The sequence below is a fragment of the Pseudomonas sp. PDM01 genome, assembly GCF_014852325.1.
GTDB lineage: Bacteria > Pseudomonadota > Gammaproteobacteria > Pseudomonadales > Pseudomonadaceae > Aquipseudomonas > Aquipseudomonas migulae.
The window spans coordinates 401065-418062 of sequence record NZ_JACVBK010000003.1 but is presented as its reverse complement, the minus strand read 5'-3'; the positions used below and the strand labels follow the sequence as shown (position 1 = coordinate 418062).

The following is a 16998-nucleotide window of genomic DNA, read 5'->3' as shown; positions in this document are numbered from 1 at the left end:
CCCCGACTCTGCCGTCAAGCTGTAACGGCAAGGCCTGACTCTACTGTTAATCGCTGCCAAGACTTGTCAGCACACCGAATCCTCTGATCGAGATACACAAGTGATCGAAAATCTACGCAACATCGCCATCATTGCTCACGTTGACCATGGTAAAACCACCCTGGTAGACAAACTCCTGCGTCAATCCGGCACTCTGGAGCGCAACGAGCTCAACGACGAGCGCGTGATGGACTCCAACGACCAGGAAAAAGAGCGCGGTATTACCATTCTGGCGAAAAACACCGCCATCAACTGGAACGGCTACCACATCAACATCGTGGACACCCCGGGCCACGCCGACTTCGGCGGCGAAGTTGAACGCGTAATGTCGATGGTTGACTCCGTTCTGCTGCTGGTTGACGCTCAAGACGGCCCTATGCCGCAAACCCGTTTCGTGACCAAGAAGGCTTTCGAAGCCGGCCTGCGTCCGATCGTGTGCATCAACAAGGTTGACCGTCCAGGCGCGCGTCCGGACTGGGTTCTGGACCAGATCTTCGACCTGTTCGACAACCTGGGTGCCACCGAAGAACAGCTGGACTTCAAAGTCGTCTACGCCTCGGCCCTGAACGGCATTGCCGGTCTGGACCACACCGACATGGCTGAAGACATGACCCCGCTGTACCAGTCGATCGTCGACAACGTACCTGCGCCGAAAGTTGACCGTGAAGGCCCGTTCCAGATGCAAATCTCGGCACTGGACTACAACAGCTTCCTGGGTGTTATCGGTGTTGGCCGTATCGCTCGTGGTAGCGTCAAGCCGAACACTCCGGTTGTCGCCATCGGCGCCGACGGCAAGAAACGCAACGGCCGTATCCTGAAGCTGATGGGTCACCACGGTCTGCACCGTATCGACGTTGAAGAAGCGTTTGCCGGTGACATCGTGTGCGTGAGCGGTATGGACTCGCTGTTCATCTCCGACACCCTGTGCCAGCCGGACAACGTCGAGGCGATGAAGCCTCTGACCGTTGACGAGCCAACCGTTTCCATGACCTTCCAGGTGAACGACTCGCCTTTCTGCGGTAAAGAAGGCAAGTTCGTGACTTCCCGTAACATCAAGGAACGTCTGGACAAAGAGCTGCTGTACAACGTTGCTCTGCGCGTTGAAGAAGGCGACTCGGCTGACAAGTTCAAGGTTTCCGGCCGTGGTGAGCTGCACCTCTCGGTACTGATCGAAACCATGCGTCGCGAAGGCTTCGAAATGGGCGTTGGTCGTCCTGAAGTGATCATCCGTCAGGTTGACGGCGTGAAGCAGGAACCGTTTGAAAACGTCACCATCGACACCCCTGAAGAATCCCAGGGCAAGGTCATGGAAGAGATGGGTCTGCGTAAGGGCGACCTGACCAACATGGTGCCGGATGGCAAAGGCCGTGTGCGTCTGGAATACAACATCCCTGCTCGTGGTCTGATCGGTTTCCGTAACCAGTTCCTGACCCTGACCAACGGTGCTGGCATCCTGACCTCGATCTTCGATCGCTACGACACCATGAAGTCCGGCGACATGTCCGGTCGTCAGAACGGTGTTCTGGTATCGGTAGAAACCGGCAAGGCTCTGACCTACTCCCTGGAAACCCTGCAGGCACGTGGCAAGCTGTTCGTTGAACACGGTCAGGAAATCTACAACGGTCAGATCGTTGGTCTGAACAGCCGTGATAACGACATGGGCGTCAACCCAACCAAAGGTAAGAAGCTCGACAACATGCGTGCTTCGGGTAAAGACGAAACCATCGCCCTGGTTCCACCTGTTCGCTTCACCCTGGAACAGGCCCTGGAATTCATCCAGGACGACGAGCTGTGCGAAGTTACTCCTAAGTCCATCCGTCTTCGCAAGAAGATCCTGGACGAAGGCGAGCGTACCCGCGCTGCCAAGAAAGCCAAGAACTGAGTTTTAGTTCAGGCTGAATGAAAACGCCCCCGGTCGAAAGGCCGGGGGCGTTTTTGTTTGTCTGCGATTTGTGTGGCGTCTGTGCCGGCCTCATCGCGAGCAGGCTCGCTCCCACAGGGTATTGATGGTGAACACATAATTTGTGCACGACACCAATCACTGTGGGAGCGAGCCTGCTCGCGATGAGGTCAGGTCAAGCAGCGAAGATTCAGATCAGAATTTCTCGAGAGGCCGACGGCTGCTGCTGGTCTCGCGCGCCACTTCCTTCGGCTTGTAAGCGCAATACCCCGGTCGCGGCCCGATCTTCGGGTGGTTGCGGCAAGTATCCGGGCGCTTTTCATAAATAGTGCACAGACGGCTCTTACGATCCAGGTACAGGCAATCGTTGTTGCTCATGCGCTGGAGGGTGAAGATCTCGGTCTTCTGGCTGTAACGCTCGACGATCCCTTCCTTCTGCAAACGCTTGGCGATGTTCTTCGCCGGTTCGCCGCGCTCGAACTCGTCGACGATGCCGATGCGGATCAGATCCTTGATCTTGACCTCGACCGGCAGGGTGCAGCAGCTGGATATGCAGGAACCGCACATCGGCGCAGAGTATTTGGCCCAGGTATCGAGACGATCGATCTCTGCGGCGGCGATCAGGTTGGGCTTCATCATCGGTTGTTACCAGCGTGTGCATCAGGGCGCGCGATCATACCGGGACTGGTGGATTTTTGAACAACCTTTCGCCAGATTTTTTTAACTGTGGTCAACAACCCTTGAATTCCGGCACGGCCCCTGCATTGATTCAGGTACACGACAAGGTAATGCCGACCTATCTCGCACTAACAGGAAAAACTGCCGAACCAGAGCCTCTACCGCCTGTCAGACCGTCTAGGCTCAGACAACTCAAAGCTCGCTCGAGGTCTTATCGATGACTCAAGAACCACTTGTTCGCGAAGCAGAGGTGGCCGCATTCCGCGACGCCGTCTTGACCAAACTCACCTACGCGGTGGGCAAAGACCCGGATCACGCCTTCGACCACGACTGGTTCGAAGCCATTGCGCTGGCTGCGCGCGATCACATGGTCGAGCACTGGATGGACCACACCCGGCAGATCTACCGCAAAGGTCAGAAGCGGGTTTATTACCTCTCCCTGGAGTTTCTCATCGGCCGGCTGCTCTACGACAGTTTGAGCAACCTCGGCCTGCTCGACGTCGCCCGCGAAGCGCTGACCGAGCTCGGCGTCGACCTCGAACGTATCCGCCTGCTGGAGCCCGACGCAGCCTTGGGCAACGGCGGCCTCGGTCGTCTGGCGGCGTGCTTCATGGAAAGCATGTCGACCCTCGGCATCGCCGGCCACGGTTATGGCATTCGTTACGAACACGGCTTGTTCCGCCAGGCGATTGTCGATGGCTGGCAGCAGGAACAGACCGAACACTGGCTGGATTTCGGCAACCCGTGGGAATTCGAACGGCCAGAAGTGGTTTACCCGATCGGCTTCGGCGGCAGCGTCGAAACCGTGACCGACTCAAACGGCAAGTCCAAGCAAGTCTGGTCCCCGGCGGAAACCGTGCGCGCCATTGCTTATGACACTCCGGTAGTCGGCTGGCGCGGGGCGAGCGTCAACACGCTGCGCCTGTGGCGTGCCCGTGCGATGGAAGATTTGCACCTTGAGCGCTTTAACGCCGGCGACCACCTCGGCGCGGTCGCTGAAGTGGCGCGGGCGGAAAGTATCTCTCGCGTACTGTACCCGGCGGACAGCACCGAGGCCGGCCAGGAACTGCGCCTGCGCCAGGAATACTTCTTTGTCGCGGCATCTCTCCAGGATTTGCTGCGCCGTCATCGCAACATGCACACCTCGGTGCTGACCCTGGGCGACCACGCGGCAATCCAGCTCAACGACACTCACCCGTCCATTGCCGTGGCCGAACTGATGCGCCAATTGGTCGATGTCTACGACGTGGCGTGGGACGCCGCGTGGCAGGTCACCGTCGACACGCTTTCGTACACCAACCACACGCTGTTGCCGGAAGCGCTGGAAACCTGGCCGGTCGGTTTGATGGAGCGGATGCTGCCAAGGCACATGCAGATCATTTACCTGATCAACGCCCAGCACATCGACTCGCTGCGCGCCAAAGGCATTCACGATTTTGACGTGCTGCGCGCGGTATCGCTGATCGAAGAGGACAACGGTCGCCGTGTGCGCATGGGCAACCTGGCGTTTCTCGGCTCCCACAGCGTCAACGGCGTGTCCGGACTGCACACGCAACTGATGCGCAAAACCGTGTTCTCGGAACTGCACAAGCTCTACCCGGAGCGGATCAACAACAAGACCAACGGCATTACTTTCCGCCGTTGGCTTTATCAGGCCAACTCGGAATTGACCTCGATGCTGGTCGATGCCCTCGGCCCTGATCTGTTGGATAACCCGGAGGAGCGCTTGCTCGATCTGGAACCGTTCGCGGAAAAAGCCGCGTTCCGCAAGGCCTTCGCCGAACAGCGCCTGCACAGCAAAAAAGCGCTGGCGTACATCATTCACGAGCGCCTTGGGGTCGCGGTCAACCCGGCGGCGATGTTCGACGTGCAGGTCAAACGGATCCACGAATACAAACGTCAGTTGCTCAACTTGCTGCACACCGTCGCGCTGTATCAGGCGATTCGCGCCGAGCCGGAAATCGACTGGGTGCCGCGAGTGAAGATCTTCGCCGGCAAGGCCGCCGCCAGTTATCACCAGGCCAAGCTGATCATCAAACTGACCAACGACATCGCCCGGGTGGTGAACAATGACCCGACTGTGCGCGGCTTGCTCAAAGTGGTGTTCCTGCCTAACTACAACGTCAGCCTGGCGGAGAGCATCATTCCGGCGGCGGATTTGTCCGAGCAGATTTCCACCGCAGGCTTCGAAGCGTCGGGCACCAGTAACATGAAGTTCGGCCTCAACGGCGCGCTGACGATTGGCACGCTGGACGGCGCCAACGTGGAAATGTGCGAGCGCATCGGCGCCGAGCACATGTTTATCTTCGGCCTCAGCGCGCAGCAGGTTGAAGCGCGTAAACAGAATCATGAGTTCAATGCGACGCCGGATATTGCCGCGTCCCATCGGCTCAATGATGTGCTGCAAGCGATTCGTGGCGGGGTGTTCTCGCCGGATGATCCGTCCCGTTACACCGGCTTGATCGATTCGCTGATCGACTACGACCGCTTCCTGGTCTGCGCCGATTTCGATTCCTACTGGGACGCGCAGATGCGTGTTGAAGCCCATTGGCACGATTCGAACGAGTGGTGGCGTTCGGCGGTGTTGAACACGTCCCGGATGGGCTGGTTCTCCTCGGACCGGACCATTCGCGAGTACGCGACGGATATCTGGAAGGCATTGGAGTAACTTTTAGCCACAAATGTGCGCAAGGTCCGACGGTTGTTGGACCTGACCGATATACTAAGCACCAGTTTGCCAGATGTTTCAGTGATGTCCTTGCGGGCATCTTCGCGGGCAAGCCTCGCTCCTACAGGATTTACGCATACCTGTAGGAGCGAGGCTTGCCCGCGAAAGCATCAGCGCAGACGACACAGGCAATGGGCCGCTTAGGGATATCGACCATGCAATGGATGTTCATGCTGATAGGGCTGGTGCTGGGCTGGATACTCGACGAGTCGTTCAGCGACGCGCTGTTGGGTGCGTTACTCGGGTTGGGTATCGGCCAGGCCATTCGCATCGGCCGTTTGGGTTCACAGGCGGCTGAACAGCGCGCTCTGCTGGAGCAGGCGCAGGTGGCGCTGAATGCGGTCCAGCAACGCCTGGCCACGCTGGAGGTGTCTGGCGTCAAGGCGCCTGAAACCAGCGAGCCACTTGCCGAGGAACCGCTTGCCAGCGAACCGGCCCCGTCCCCGGTATTCATTCTCGAAGAAGTCCCTGTCTCTACCCCGGAGATGGTCTGGGAACTCCCGCCCGAACTCGAACCGATCACCGCGACAGCGACGCAAACCAGCCGTCCGCTGCCCGACGATGCCTGGACGCCCGAGCCGGTTGCCCGCGAGCCCGCCGTCCCGCGGGGCCCGAACTTCATCGAGCGCGCCATCAGCGGCACCCGTAACTGGCTGTTCGGTGGCAACACCGTGCTGCGGGTCGGTGTGGTGCTGTTGTTCCTCGGTCTGGCGTTTCTGCTGCGTTATGCCACCGAAGGCATGGTGGTGCCGATCGAACTGCGTTACGCCGGGGTGGCGGCGGCTGCGTTGGCCCTGCTCGGTCTGGGCTGGTGGCTGCGTCATCGCAACACTAACTATGCGTTGATGCTGCAAGGCACCGGGATCGCCGTGTTGTACCTGACGGTGTTCGCGGCCATGCGTTTGCATCCGCTGCTTGATCCGACGGCGGCGCTTGGGCTGCTGGTGGCGGTGACGGTGTTCTCGGCCATTCTGGCCATCACTCAAGACTCGCTGGCACTGGCGTGCGCCGCCGCGTTGGGCGGTTTCGCCGCGCCGATCCTGACGTCCACCGGCGCCGGCAACCATGTCGCGCTGTTCAGCTATTTCGCCTTGCTCAACGCCGGCATCCTCGCCATCGCCTGGTTCAAGGCCTGGCGGCTGCTCAACCTGATCGGCTTTGTCGGCACCTTCGGCATCGGTTTCGCCTGGGGCCTGCGCTCCTACACACCGGAGCTGCTGTGGAGCACCGAGCCGTTCCTGATTGTGTTTTTCCTGATGTACCTGGCCATCGGGCTGCTGTTTGCACGACGCAAGTTGCTGGAAATGAGCGACGCGCCCGAGGACGACAGTCGCGAGGCGCTGCTGCACTGGTCGGCGCGCAAAGGTGACTACGTCGACGGCACGATGCTGTTCGGCCCGCCGCTGGTAGGTTTCGGTTTGCAGTTCGCGCTGGTCCAGCATCTGGAGTTCGCTGCCGCTTTCAGTGCATTGGCGCTGGGCATGATTTACATGGGCCTGGCCCGCCTGCTGATGGGTGGCCGAGCGTTGTTGCTGGCGGAAACCTGTCTGGCGTTGGGCGTGATCTTCGCCAGTCTGGCGATCCCGTTGGGGCTTGATGCGCGCTGGACAGCGGCCGCTTGGGCGGTGGAAGGCGCCGGGATTTTCTGGCTCGGATTGCGTCAGCAACGACCGCTGGCACGCGCCTTTGCGTTGCTGCTGCAACTGGGCTCGGCGCTGGCGTTCCTCAGTGAGCTGCGGTTCGGCGAAAGCAGCCTGCTGGAAGGTGCGCCGCTGGGCGCGTTGATGCTCGGCGTGGCGCTGCTGTTCAGTTTCTACCAATTGCGCAACGCCTTGCCTGAGCAGTCATTGGCGTGGGAGCGCAAAGGGTTGCCGGTGCTGGCCTGCCTCGGTTTGACCTTCCTCTATCTGCTGGCGCCGCTGTTCTTCTTTACCCACGGCACGGCGATCAGTTGGGCGCTGGCCGGTCTGGCGACGTTGTTTGTCGGTCTGCGTCTGCAATCGCGCACCTTCCTCTTCACCGCGTTCGCTGTGCAATTACTGGGCGGCGCGTTGTTCCTGCTGCGCCTGCAAGGTGCGAGCGGTGAGTCTGGCGCGGTGTTCAGCGCGGGTTGGAGCGGTTTGCTCAGCGCGTCGCTGATCGGCCTGGCGTTGATCGCCGGTATGTTGCTGGCCGCCCGCGATGACATGGTGCGCAGCGATGCTCGGCTGTTGCGCGGTTTGTCGGTGGTGTTGCTGGCTGGCCTGGTGCTGATCAACCTCGCTGTTCTGTTCGTGTTGCCGTGGCAAACCGCAAGTGCGGTGTGGGCGGCCAGTGGTCTGTTCATTATCTGGCTGAGCCTTTATCTGAAGCAGCGCGTGAGTTTCATCTTCGGTCTGCTGTTGCAGGTGATTGGCGGGGCGGCGTTCCTGTTCGCCGGGCCGGACCTGCTGGGGCCGCTGGCCAGCGAAGGGTTGAAACCATTGGCGCATAGCGGATTCTGGACGCCGTTGGTGCTGGGGCTGGCGGCGTTGGTCGGCGCCTGGCGCTTGCAGCTCGGCAACCATGCTTCGGCGTTCGATGTCCTGAGTTTGCAGCGTTTGTCCGAAGTGCTGCTGGTGTGGGGCGCGGGTTGGTGGGCGTTGGCGTGGATCAGTGAAGTGCTGCGTTTTGCACCGATGAATCTTCAGGCGACGTTGCTGCTGACGGTCGCGGCGCTGAGCGTCGCGCTGTGGGCCGTGTTGGCGTTGCGCCTGAAATGGCCGTCGCTGGGTTTGCTCTGCACCTTGCTGATTCCTGCGGCGGGTGTGGTATTGCTCGGGGCATGGCATGCGCGTTACCACCCGGCGGCCGACTTCGGCTGGCTCGCCTGGGCGGCGGTGTTCGTCGTGCATTTCATCTCGCTGCGGCGTCTGGCGCCGATGCTCCCCGAGCGGGCTTTGAGCACCGCTCACGTGCTCGGTTGCTGGCTGTTGATCGGTGTACTGGCGCTGGAGTTGCGTTACGGCTTGCTGCTGTTGTCCGAGCAATACAACGCCTGGCGTTGGTTGGGTTGGGCGATTCTGCCAAGTGTTTATCTGGTGTTGATGGCCGCACCGCGTGCCTGGCCGTGGCCGGTGTCGGCTTATCCGCGCGAGTATCGACTGTACGCGGCGGCGCCGCTGGCCTTGCTCATGCTCGGCTGGTTCTGGCTGGCGAACATTGTCAGCGACGGCACCGCCGAGCCGCTGCCCTATGTGCCGCTGATCAATCCGCTGGAGTTGGGGCTACTGTTTGCGCTGTTCGGCGTTTACGTGTGGGCCCGCAGCGCCGTGACGCAATTGGCGATCCGCAAGGACATCTTCGATCACGCCACGCAGCTGATCGCGGGTGTTTCGCTGTTCGCGTTTTTCACCGCGCTGGTGAATCGCACGGCTCACCATTGGGGCGGCGTACCGTTCGAGCTGGATTTGCTGCTCGCGTCGATGCAGGTGCAGGCCGGTCTGTCGATCGTCTGGACCTTGATGGCGCTGAGTCTGATGATCGGTGGCCATCTGCGTCATCGTCGCGAAGTCTGGCTGATTGGCGCGGCGCTGATCGGCGTGGTGGTCGCGAAACTGTTCTTTGTCGAATTGAGTAACCGTGGCGGACTCGCCCGGATCGTCTCGTTTATCGGTGTTGGCGTGTTGCTGTTGGTGGTGGGCTATTTCGCCCCGTTGCCGCCCAAGCGCGTCGATGCTGCGCCGGAATCTGAAAAACCGGCCCCGGAAACCGAAGGAGTGTCGTCTTGAGTCAGAAGCTGAACCTGGTCTGGTTGGGCGCTGTTGCGTTGGGCGTGGCGCTGTCGGCCAACGCGCAGGAAAAACCGGCGGACTTCGCCACGCAAGTGCCGTTGACCGTGAGCGGCGAAGGTCCGTGGTATCGCCTCGAATTGCCCTTGGCCGTGCAGCTGAATGCGCGACAAACCGACCTCAGCGATGTGCGCGTGTTCAACGCGGCCGGTGAGGCTCAGGCCTACGCCGTGGCGCGGGAGACCGCGAAAACCGGCGAAACCCCCACCCTGACCGACGTGAAATGGTTCCCGTTGTACAACTCGGCGGACGCCACCGAGCGCGCGCCGAGTGTGCGGGTGCAATCGAGCGCCAATGGCACGCTGGTCGAAGTGCAGCCGTCGAGTCAGCTGGAGGTGGGCGAAGAAGTGCTGAGCGGTTGGCTGCTCGACGCCAGCGGCATCAAGGCACCGTTGCAGCAATTGATCCTCGACTGGACCAGCGAGCGCGATGGCTTCCAGCGTTTCAGCATCGAAGCCAGCGACGATTTGCAGCATTGGCAGTCGTGGGGTGACGGGCAGGTGGCGCGGCTGACGTTTGCCGACGAGCGGGTCGAGCAGCATGAGGTCGGCTTGCCGGGACAATCAGCGCGTTATCTGCGTTTGTTGTGGAACACGCCGCAATCGGCGCCGATATTGACCTCGGCGCAACTGCAAAGCGCCAGCACGCGCAGCCTGCCGCTGCCATTGGTCTGGTCGCAACCGTTAGCGGGCGCCAGCGTGAAGGCGGGTGAATACACCTGGCAATTGCCGATGGGGTTGAACGTCGAGCGCGTGCAGGTCGAGCTGAATCAGCCAAACAGCCTGGCGCCGGTGACGTTGTCCGGTCGTCGGGAAAGCAGCCTGCCGTGGCAGCCGCTGAGCAGTGGTTTGCTCTATCGCCTGACCCAGAGTGGCCAGGACGTGGTGCAGAACGAATTGCAGTTGCCGGGGCAAACCGTGCAGCAGTTGAAGTTGACGGTGGACGAGCGCGGCGGTGGCTTGGGCGCCGAGGCGCCGACGGTGCGTTTCGCTGTGCGTTCGACGCAACTGGTGTTCCTGGCGCGCGGCGCCGGGCCTTATACGCTGGCGCTGGGCAGTGCGACGGTGAAAGCGGCGAACCTGCCGCTGGCAACGTTGATTCCGGATTACAGCGCGGCGAAGTGGGCGGCGTTGGGCAAGGCTACGGTGTCGGGCGGGGTGGTAGAGACGCCGAGCTCCACACTCACATCCGTTGCACAGGCTGAACCGAACTGGAAGAAATTCGGGTTGTGGGCGGTGTTGTTGCTGGGTGTTTTGTTTTTGGCGGCGATGGCGTTCAGCTTGTTGCGTAAACCTCCGGCCAATTCCTGAGAAAGGCTGGCGCTGCGCGCCATTCGCGGGCAGGTGTACGCGTTCCACTGTAGGAGCGAGGCTTGCCCGCGAAGACTGACTGTCAGGCAGCAAAAATCTCAAAACTGCCACCTGTCGCCCGCCCACATCCGGCCGGTTTCGATCTACGCTAAACCCGGCACATGAACTCTGTTGGACGTATCACGTCTGATAGGAGGAAATACGCCCCGACTCGCGTTAAACTGCGCGGGTTTTTAGCCCCCCATTCCACCGGAGCCTTCCATGTCCCGCGTTACCCTGAGTCGCTATTTGATTGAGCAGACCCGTAGCAACAACACCCCTGCCGATCTGCGTTTCCTGATCGAAGTGGTGGCGCGCGCCTGTAAAGAAATCAGCCACGCCGTCTCCAAAGGCGCCCTGGGTGGTGTTCTGGGCAGCATGGGCACTGAAAACGTCCAAGGTGAAGTGCAGAAGAAGCTGGACGTGATGTCCAACGACATCCTGCTCGAAGCCAACGAATGGGGCGGTCACCTGGCCGGCATGGCGTCCGAAGAAATGGACAATGCCTACCAGATCCCGGGCAAATACCCGAAAGGCGCGTACCTGCTGGTATTCGACCCGCTGGACGGTTCGTCGAACATCGACATCAACGCGCCGGTCGGTACGATCTTCTCGGTGCTGCGTTGCCCGAACGAATACCTGACCCAGAACGAGCCTTTGAACGAAAAGGCCTTCCTGCAGCCAGGCGCTCAGCAGGTTGCCGCCGGTTACGCAATCTACGGTCCACAGACCATGCTGGTGCTGACCCTGGGCAATGGCGTCAAAGGCTTCACCCTGGACCGTGAAATGGGCAGCTTCGTACTGACCCATGAAGACATCACGATCCCTGAGTCCACTCAGGAATTCGCGATCAACGCCTCCAACCAGCGTCACTGGGAAGCGCCGGTACAGCGTTACGTCAGCGAATTGCTGGCTGGCGATGAAGGCCCGTTGAAAAAGAACTACAACATGCGCTGGGTTGCCGCGATGGTTGCCGACGTGCACCGCATCCTGACCCGTGGCGGTCTGTTCATGTACCCACGCGACAGCCGCGAGCCGTCGAAGCCGGGCAAACTGCGCCTGATGTACGAAGCCAACCCGATGTCGTTCCTGGTTGAACAGGCGGGCGGCGCGTCCACCGACGGCCATCAGCGCATCCTCGACATTCAACCGGAAGGCCTGCACCAGCGCGTAGCAGTGTTCCTCGGTTCGAAAGAAGAAGTCGCACGCGTCACGGCTTACCACAAGGAATAAACATGACCGCGCCCTGGCAGCCGTTGCTCGAATGGTGGTTCGGAAATTCCGAATCGCCGAACGAAGTAGCGGCTGAGAAGGGCAGGTTATGGTTCGGCAAGCACGACAGCCAGGACCTCGAAGCGCAGACGCGTTTCGGGGACTGGGTCGAGCAGGCACTGGCCGGCGGATTGACTGACTGGGCGCAACGCCCGGAAGGTTGGCTGGCCTTGGTGCTGCTGCTCGATCAACTGCCGCGAATGATCTTTCGCGAAACACCCAAATCCTTTTCCGGCGATCTCAGGGCTCAGGCTCTCGTAGCGCAAGGCATTGCTGCGGATTTCGATCGGCAGTTGCGACCGATTCAGCGGGTGTTCATCTATCTGGTGTTCGAGCACTGCGAGAATCTCGCGGTGCAGAATGAGGCCGTCTCACGCTATATCGATCTGGTGGCGCAACAGCCGGAGGGCGACCGGAAACTCTTTAGCAACTATCTGAGCTACGCCGAGAAGCACCAGCAGGTAATTGCGCGGTTTGGACGGTTTCCGCATCGCAATGCGGTGTTGGGAAGGGAGTCTACGGTTGAGGAGTTGGTGTTTCTTTCGCAGCCTGGGTCAAGGTTCTAAATTTTCATTGCGGCTGATGCCGTCATCGCGAGCAGGCTCGCTCCCACATGGATCTTCGTAACGCTGGAGATCCACTGTGGGAGCGAGCCTGCTCGCGATGAGGCCCGCAAGAGCGCCTTAAATCCTGAAGCTACCGACCAACTGCTTAAGACGCGCCGCCTGCTGTTCCAGGTCAGAACACGCCCGCAACGTCGCCTGCAAATTCTCCACCCCTTCCTGGTTCAACGTGTTGATCTCCGTAATGTCGACATTGATCGACTCCACCACCGCAGTCTGCTCTTCCGTCGCCGTCGCCACGGACTGGTTCATCCCGTCGATCTCGCCAATCCGCTGTGTCACGCTACCCAGGCGCTCGCCCGCCTGATTGGCGATGCCGACGCTGCTTTCACTCTGACGCTGGCTGTCGGTCATGGTGCTCACCGCTTCACGGGCGCCGACTTGCAGTTCCTCGATCATCTTCTGCACTTGCTGCGCCGAGTCCTGGGTGCGATGCGCCAGGTTGCGCACTTCGTCGGCGACCACGGCAAAACCGCGCCCGGCTTCACCGGCACGGGCGGCTTCGATGGCGGCGTTCAGCGCCAACAGGTTGGTCTGCTGCGAGATGCTGGTGATCACTTCCAGAATCTGCCCAATGTTCACCGTGTTGCTGTTGAGCGTCTCAATGTTGCCGCACGAATCGCTGATCTTCGCCGAGAGCTGCTGCATCGCCGCGATGGTTTTATCCACCACTTGCTGACCGTCTTCGGCCAAGGCGCGTGCATCGCTGGAATGCTGCGAGGCGAGGGCGGCGTTCTGGGCGATTTCCTGAGCGGCGGCGCCCAGTTCATTGATGGCGGCGGCCACGCTGCTGGTGCGCGAGGCTTGCTGGTCGGAGTTGAACATCGACGAGTTGGACGCGGCGACAACACGCAGGGCGACCTCGTTGACCTGGCCGGTGGCCGAGGACACTTCGCGGATCGAGGTGTGAATACGCTCGACAAAGCGGTTGAACGAAGTACCCAGCGCGCCGAATTCGTCGTGGCCGTGAATGGTCAGGCGTTTGGTCAGGTCGCCTTCACCTTCGGCGATGTCATGCATGGCGCGGCCCATGGTCAGCAGCGGCTGCATCAGGAAGCTGATCAGCATGCCCAGCAGCGCGATGATGATCACCACCGCGATAACCATGGCGATGATCGCCGAGGTGCGGAATTCGCTGAGCATCGAGAACGCGGTGTCCTGATCCAGCACCAGCGCCACATACCAATCCGCCGACGGCACGCCGTTGACGTGAGTGAAGGAGATGAACTGGCGTTTGCCGTCGATCTCGACCTCTTTCATGCCCGGGCTGACTTGCGGCGCGCCGTTCGGGTAGGCCTCGGCGAGGTTCTTGAGCACCAGTTTGCTGTCCGGGTGAATCAGGATCTTGCCGTCGGCGCTGACGATAAACGCATGGCCGTGACCGCCGAAGTTCAGCGAGTTGATGATCGCGCTGACGCTGGACAGGTCAATGTCGGCGCCGGCGACGCCGATCATCTGGTTCTGATGCTTCACCGGTGTGGCCACGGTGATCACCAGTTTGCCGGAGGACGCAGCGATGTACGGTTCGGTGACGATGGTCTGTTGCGCGCCGTTGGCCGCCTTGTACCAGCCACGTGCGCGAGGGTCGTAATCGGCGGCGCGATTGCCGGCCGGAACCGAGAACATCACGCCGTCAGTGCCGCCGAAGTAGCTCAGCTGGAAATTGCTGGTGTAGGCCGGCAGGTCGATGGCGCGCTTGAGGCTGGCCTGGGCGCTGCCGTCCACGGCGATCTGTTGGGACAACGATTGCAACAGCTGGATGCGGCTTTCCAGCCAGGTTTGAATGTTGCTGGTGGTCAGGCTGCCGAGTTCCTGCATCGACGATTCGGTACTGCTGCGCAAGGTCTGGCGCTGGCGGTAGTCGTTGAAGAGGATGAAACAGGCGAATGCAACGGCCACCACGAGGGCAGCAGCCAACAAGATTTTGTGGCTGAACTTCATGTTTCTGGTCATTAAATGAACTACCGCGGAGGTGCTGGTCGACAAGGGGCGTCAATTTGCCACAGGAACGGGCTTTGCGCTGCCTTTTATGTCGACTGAGCGACGCCAAAGATTAGGCGAATTCTGTCAAAACCGACGAAATGCTCAACAACGCGAGAAAGTGGCTGATTTTTCGGCAAAAGGCAGACGAGCGGCCCGATAAATAGGCACTCGGTCAGGGAACCAGACAGGGGTTTTCTCTTCTAAGCTTCAGCTTGGCTGTCATGCCATTCCCCTTTGTCCCAGGAGCTACACAATGTCGCTGCGTTCCATCGCCCTGCTTTCGTTCTGCGTGTTGCTGGCCGCGTGCGGCAAAATCAATCAGGAAAACTACTCCAAGTTGTCGACAGGCATGGCCAAGGCCGAGGTGGAAACCTTGCTGGGCAAACCTACCGACTGCGCGGGCGCGCTCGGCATGTCCAGTTGCACCTGGGGCGACAAGAACAGCTTTATCAGCGTGCAGTACGCCGGTGACAAAGTGTTGATGTTTTCCGGCCAAGGCCTGAAGTAAACCGGGGCGATATGCCCACGGGAGAAAAACAATGAAGCGGTTATTGATCCTCCTTTTTGCCAGCCTGGTTTTGGCCGGCTGCGCCACTTCTGGTGAAAATCCGTTGGCGCCGAAAACGGTCAACAGCGTCAATCTCAAGAAGTACCAAGGGACCTGGTACGAGTTGGCGCGTCTGCCGATGTATTTCCAGCGCAACTGTGCGCAATCCGAAGCGCATTACACGCTCAAGCCGGACGGTAACATCCTGGTGCTGAATCGCTGCCTGACGGCGGATTGGCAATGGGAAGAGGCCAAGGGCACGGCTTATCCACAGGTGCCGGGCAAGACCGACAAGTTGTGGGTCGAGTTCGATACCTGGTTTTCGCGGTTGATACCGGGTGTGGCGAAGGGCGAGTACTGGGTGTTGTTCGTCAGCGAAGACTACAAGACTGCGATCGTCGGCGACCCGAGCCGCCGCTATCTGTGGCTGCTGTCGCGAACCCCGACGGTCAACGGTGTAGTGCGCGAAGAACTGCTGAGCAAGGCGCGTCAGCAGGGGTATGACACCACGCGGCTGATCTGGCGTGCGACGGATACGCAGATGGCCAAGACCTCGAATTGACTACATATCCCTTGTAGGAGCCGGCTTGCTGGCGATGGTGTGTCAGCTACATTGATGTCGACTGACACACCATCGCCAGCAAGCCGGCTCCTACAAGGGTTTGTGTTAACCCAAGAGATCGCGCAGGACTTGGGTGAACGCGCGGTTACTTTCTTCTTCTGCGGCATGTCGCCCGTCACGCACAACCCACTGGCCATTGACCAGCACATCGCGCACCTGGCGATCGCCGCCGGCAAACAACCAACGATTGAGAATCCCGTCGCCACTGGCGGTCGCCAGGTACGGATCGTTGCCGTCCAGCACCAGCCAATCTGCCCGTTTGCCAACTTCCAGTGCACCGATCGGCTGCCCCATCGCCTGCGCGCCGCCGTCGAGTGCCGCGTCGTACAGCGTACGGCCGACCATCGGCTGATCCGCGCCATACAACCGGTTGCGCCGCTGATCCCGCAGGCGCTGGCCGTATTCCAGCCAACGCAATTCTTCCACCACGCTCAGCGACACATGGCTGTCAGAACCGATGCCCATGCGCCCACCTTGAGCGAGGAAGTCCACCGCCGGGAAAATCCCGTCGCCGAGGTTGGCTTCGGTGGTCAGGCACAAACCGGCAATGGCGCGACTCTTGGCCATCAGCGTGACTTCTTCCGGGTTGGCGTGGGTCGCGTGGACCAGGCACCAGCGTTGGTCGACTTCGGTATTTTCGTACAGCCATTGCAGCGGCCGGCGACCGCTCCAGCTCAGGCAGTCGTCGACTTCCTTCTGCTGCTCGGCGATGTGAATGTGCACCGGGCACTGCTTGTCGCTGGCCGCCAGCACTTCGCTAATCTGTTGCGGTGTTACCGCACGCAACGAGTGGAAACACAGACCCAGCGATTGCGCCGGTTGCTGCGCCAGGATCGGCTGCAAGCGCGACTGGAGTTTGAGGTAGTTTTCAGTGCTGTTGATAAAGCGACGTTGGCCGTCGTTCGGCGTCTGGCCGCCGAAACCGGAATGGCTGTAGAGCACCGGCAGCAGGGTCAAACCGATGCCGGCCGAGCTGGCCGCCTGGCTGATGCGCAATGCCAGTTCGGCCGGATCTGCATAGGGTTGGCCGCTTGTGTCGTGGTGCACGTAATGAAATTCCGCCACCGAGGTGTAACCGGCCTTGAGCATTTCGATGTACAGCTGACGGGCGATTACGCCGAGTTGGTCGGGGCTGATTTTTCCGACGAGACGGTACATCAAATCGCGCCAGGTCCAGAAACTGTCGTTCGGATTACCGGCCACTTCCGCCAGCCCGGCCATCGCTCGCTGGAACGCGTGGGAGTGCAGATTCGGCATGCCTGGCAGCAGCGGACCGCTTAGCCGTTCGGCACCATCTGCGTGGGAATCGGCCTGGATATGGGTCAAAACGCCGTCGGCGCTGACCTCAAGACGTACATTGTTGGCCCATCCACTAGGCAGCAGCGCGCGTTCGGCAAAGAAGGCGGACATGGTTCAGCACCCCATCGTGTGTTATTTGTATATACATA

Annotated in this window: 11 protein-coding genes and 1 pseudogene; 8 read left to right on the top strand and 4 right to left on the bottom strand. The window is 60.5% G+C overall.

The window, feature by feature from the left end; translation table 11 throughout:
- Positions 1 to 100 precede the first annotated feature (100 nt).
- Positions 101 to 1921, top strand: a complete 1821-nt coding sequence (gene typA / locus IB246_RS09735) for a translational GTPase TypA (RefSeq protein WP_008028025.1) — start codon at positions 101 to 103, stop codon at positions 1919 to 1921.
- 213 nt (positions 1922 to 2134) lie between these two features.
- On the opposite strand, the gene IB246_RS09730 is transcribed toward typA, so the two are convergent.
- Positions 2135 to 2575, bottom strand: a complete 441-nt coding sequence (locus IB246_RS09730) for a YkgJ family cysteine cluster protein (protein WP_085988407.1) — start codon at positions 2573 to 2575, stop codon at positions 2135 to 2137.
- A 259-nt stretch (positions 2576 to 2834) separates the two neighbouring features.
- Between IB246_RS09730 and IB246_RS09725 the strand changes: the two genes are divergently transcribed.
- The 5 genes from IB246_RS09725 to IB246_RS09705 all read left to right on the top strand — a co-directional run bounded on the left by IB246_RS09725 (position 2835) and on the right by IB246_RS09705 (position 12341).
- Positions 2835 to 5285, top strand: coding sequence for a glycogen/starch/alpha-glucan phosphorylase (locus tag IB246_RS09725; RefSeq protein WP_008028030.1), 2451 nt, complete (start codon positions 2835 to 2837; stop codon positions 5283 to 5285).
- A gap of 215 nt (positions 5286 to 5500) precedes the next feature.
- A complete protein-coding gene (locus IB246_RS09720) occupies positions 5501 to 9094 on the top strand; it encodes a DUF2339 domain-containing protein (protein ID WP_008040994.1) in 3594 nt (1197 codons plus the stop codon).
- A complete protein-coding gene (locus IB246_RS09715; protein WP_008040993.1) occupies positions 9091 to 10464 on the top strand; it encodes a DUF3999 domain-containing protein in 1374 nt (457 codons plus the stop codon). Before IB246_RS09720 ends, IB246_RS09715 begins: the two co-directional genes overlap by 4 nt.
- Before the next feature lie 261 nt (positions 10465 to 10725).
- The gene (locus IB246_RS09710) at positions 10726 to 11736 is read left to right on the top strand and encodes a class 1 fructose-bisphosphatase (protein WP_008040991.1); all 1011 of its coding nucleotides are present in this window, start codon (positions 10726 to 10728) and stop codon (positions 11734 to 11736) included.
- Positions 11737 to 11738: 2 nt separating this feature from the next.
- Positions 11739 to 12341, top strand: coding sequence for a DUF924 family protein (locus IB246_RS09705; RefSeq protein WP_008040990.1), 603 nt, complete (start codon positions 11739 to 11741; stop codon positions 12339 to 12341).
- A 117-nt stretch (positions 12342 to 12458) separates the two neighbouring features.
- Here the strand turns inward: IB246_RS09705 and IB246_RS29030 are convergent, their stop codons facing one another.
- A complete protein-coding gene (locus IB246_RS29030; protein ID WP_371927683.1) occupies positions 12459 to 13223 on the bottom strand; it encodes a methyl-accepting chemotaxis protein in 765 nt (254 codons plus the stop codon).
- A gap of 93 nt (positions 13224 to 13316) precedes the next feature.
- A pseudogene (locus tag IB246_RS29025) lies at positions 13317 to 14339 on the bottom strand (cache domain-containing protein); the annotation flags it as partial.
- 295 nt (positions 14340 to 14634) lie between these two features.
- Here IB246_RS29025 and IB246_RS09695 point away from each other — a divergent pair.
- Together IB246_RS09695 and IB246_RS09690 are read left to right on the top strand one after the other, a co-directional pair.
- Entirely contained in the window at positions 14635 to 14889 is a 255-nt protein-coding gene (locus IB246_RS09695) for a hypothetical protein (protein ID WP_008028040.1), read from the top strand.
- A gap of 31 nt (positions 14890 to 14920) precedes the next feature.
- Complete coding sequence (locus tag IB246_RS09690) at positions 14921 to 15490, top strand: lipocalin family protein (RefSeq protein WP_192226834.1); 570 nt, start codon at positions 14921 to 14923, stop codon at positions 15488 to 15490.
- Positions 15491 to 15595: 105 nt separating this feature from the next.
- Here IB246_RS09690 and IB246_RS09685 read toward each other — a convergent pair whose 3' ends face one another.
- Positions 15596 to 16960: a formimidoylglutamate deiminase gene (locus IB246_RS09685; protein WP_008036578.1), complete on the bottom strand. Its 1365-nt coding sequence runs from the start codon at positions 16958 to 16960 to the stop codon at positions 15596 to 15598.
- Between the last annotated feature and the right edge of the window lie 38 nt (positions 16961 to 16998).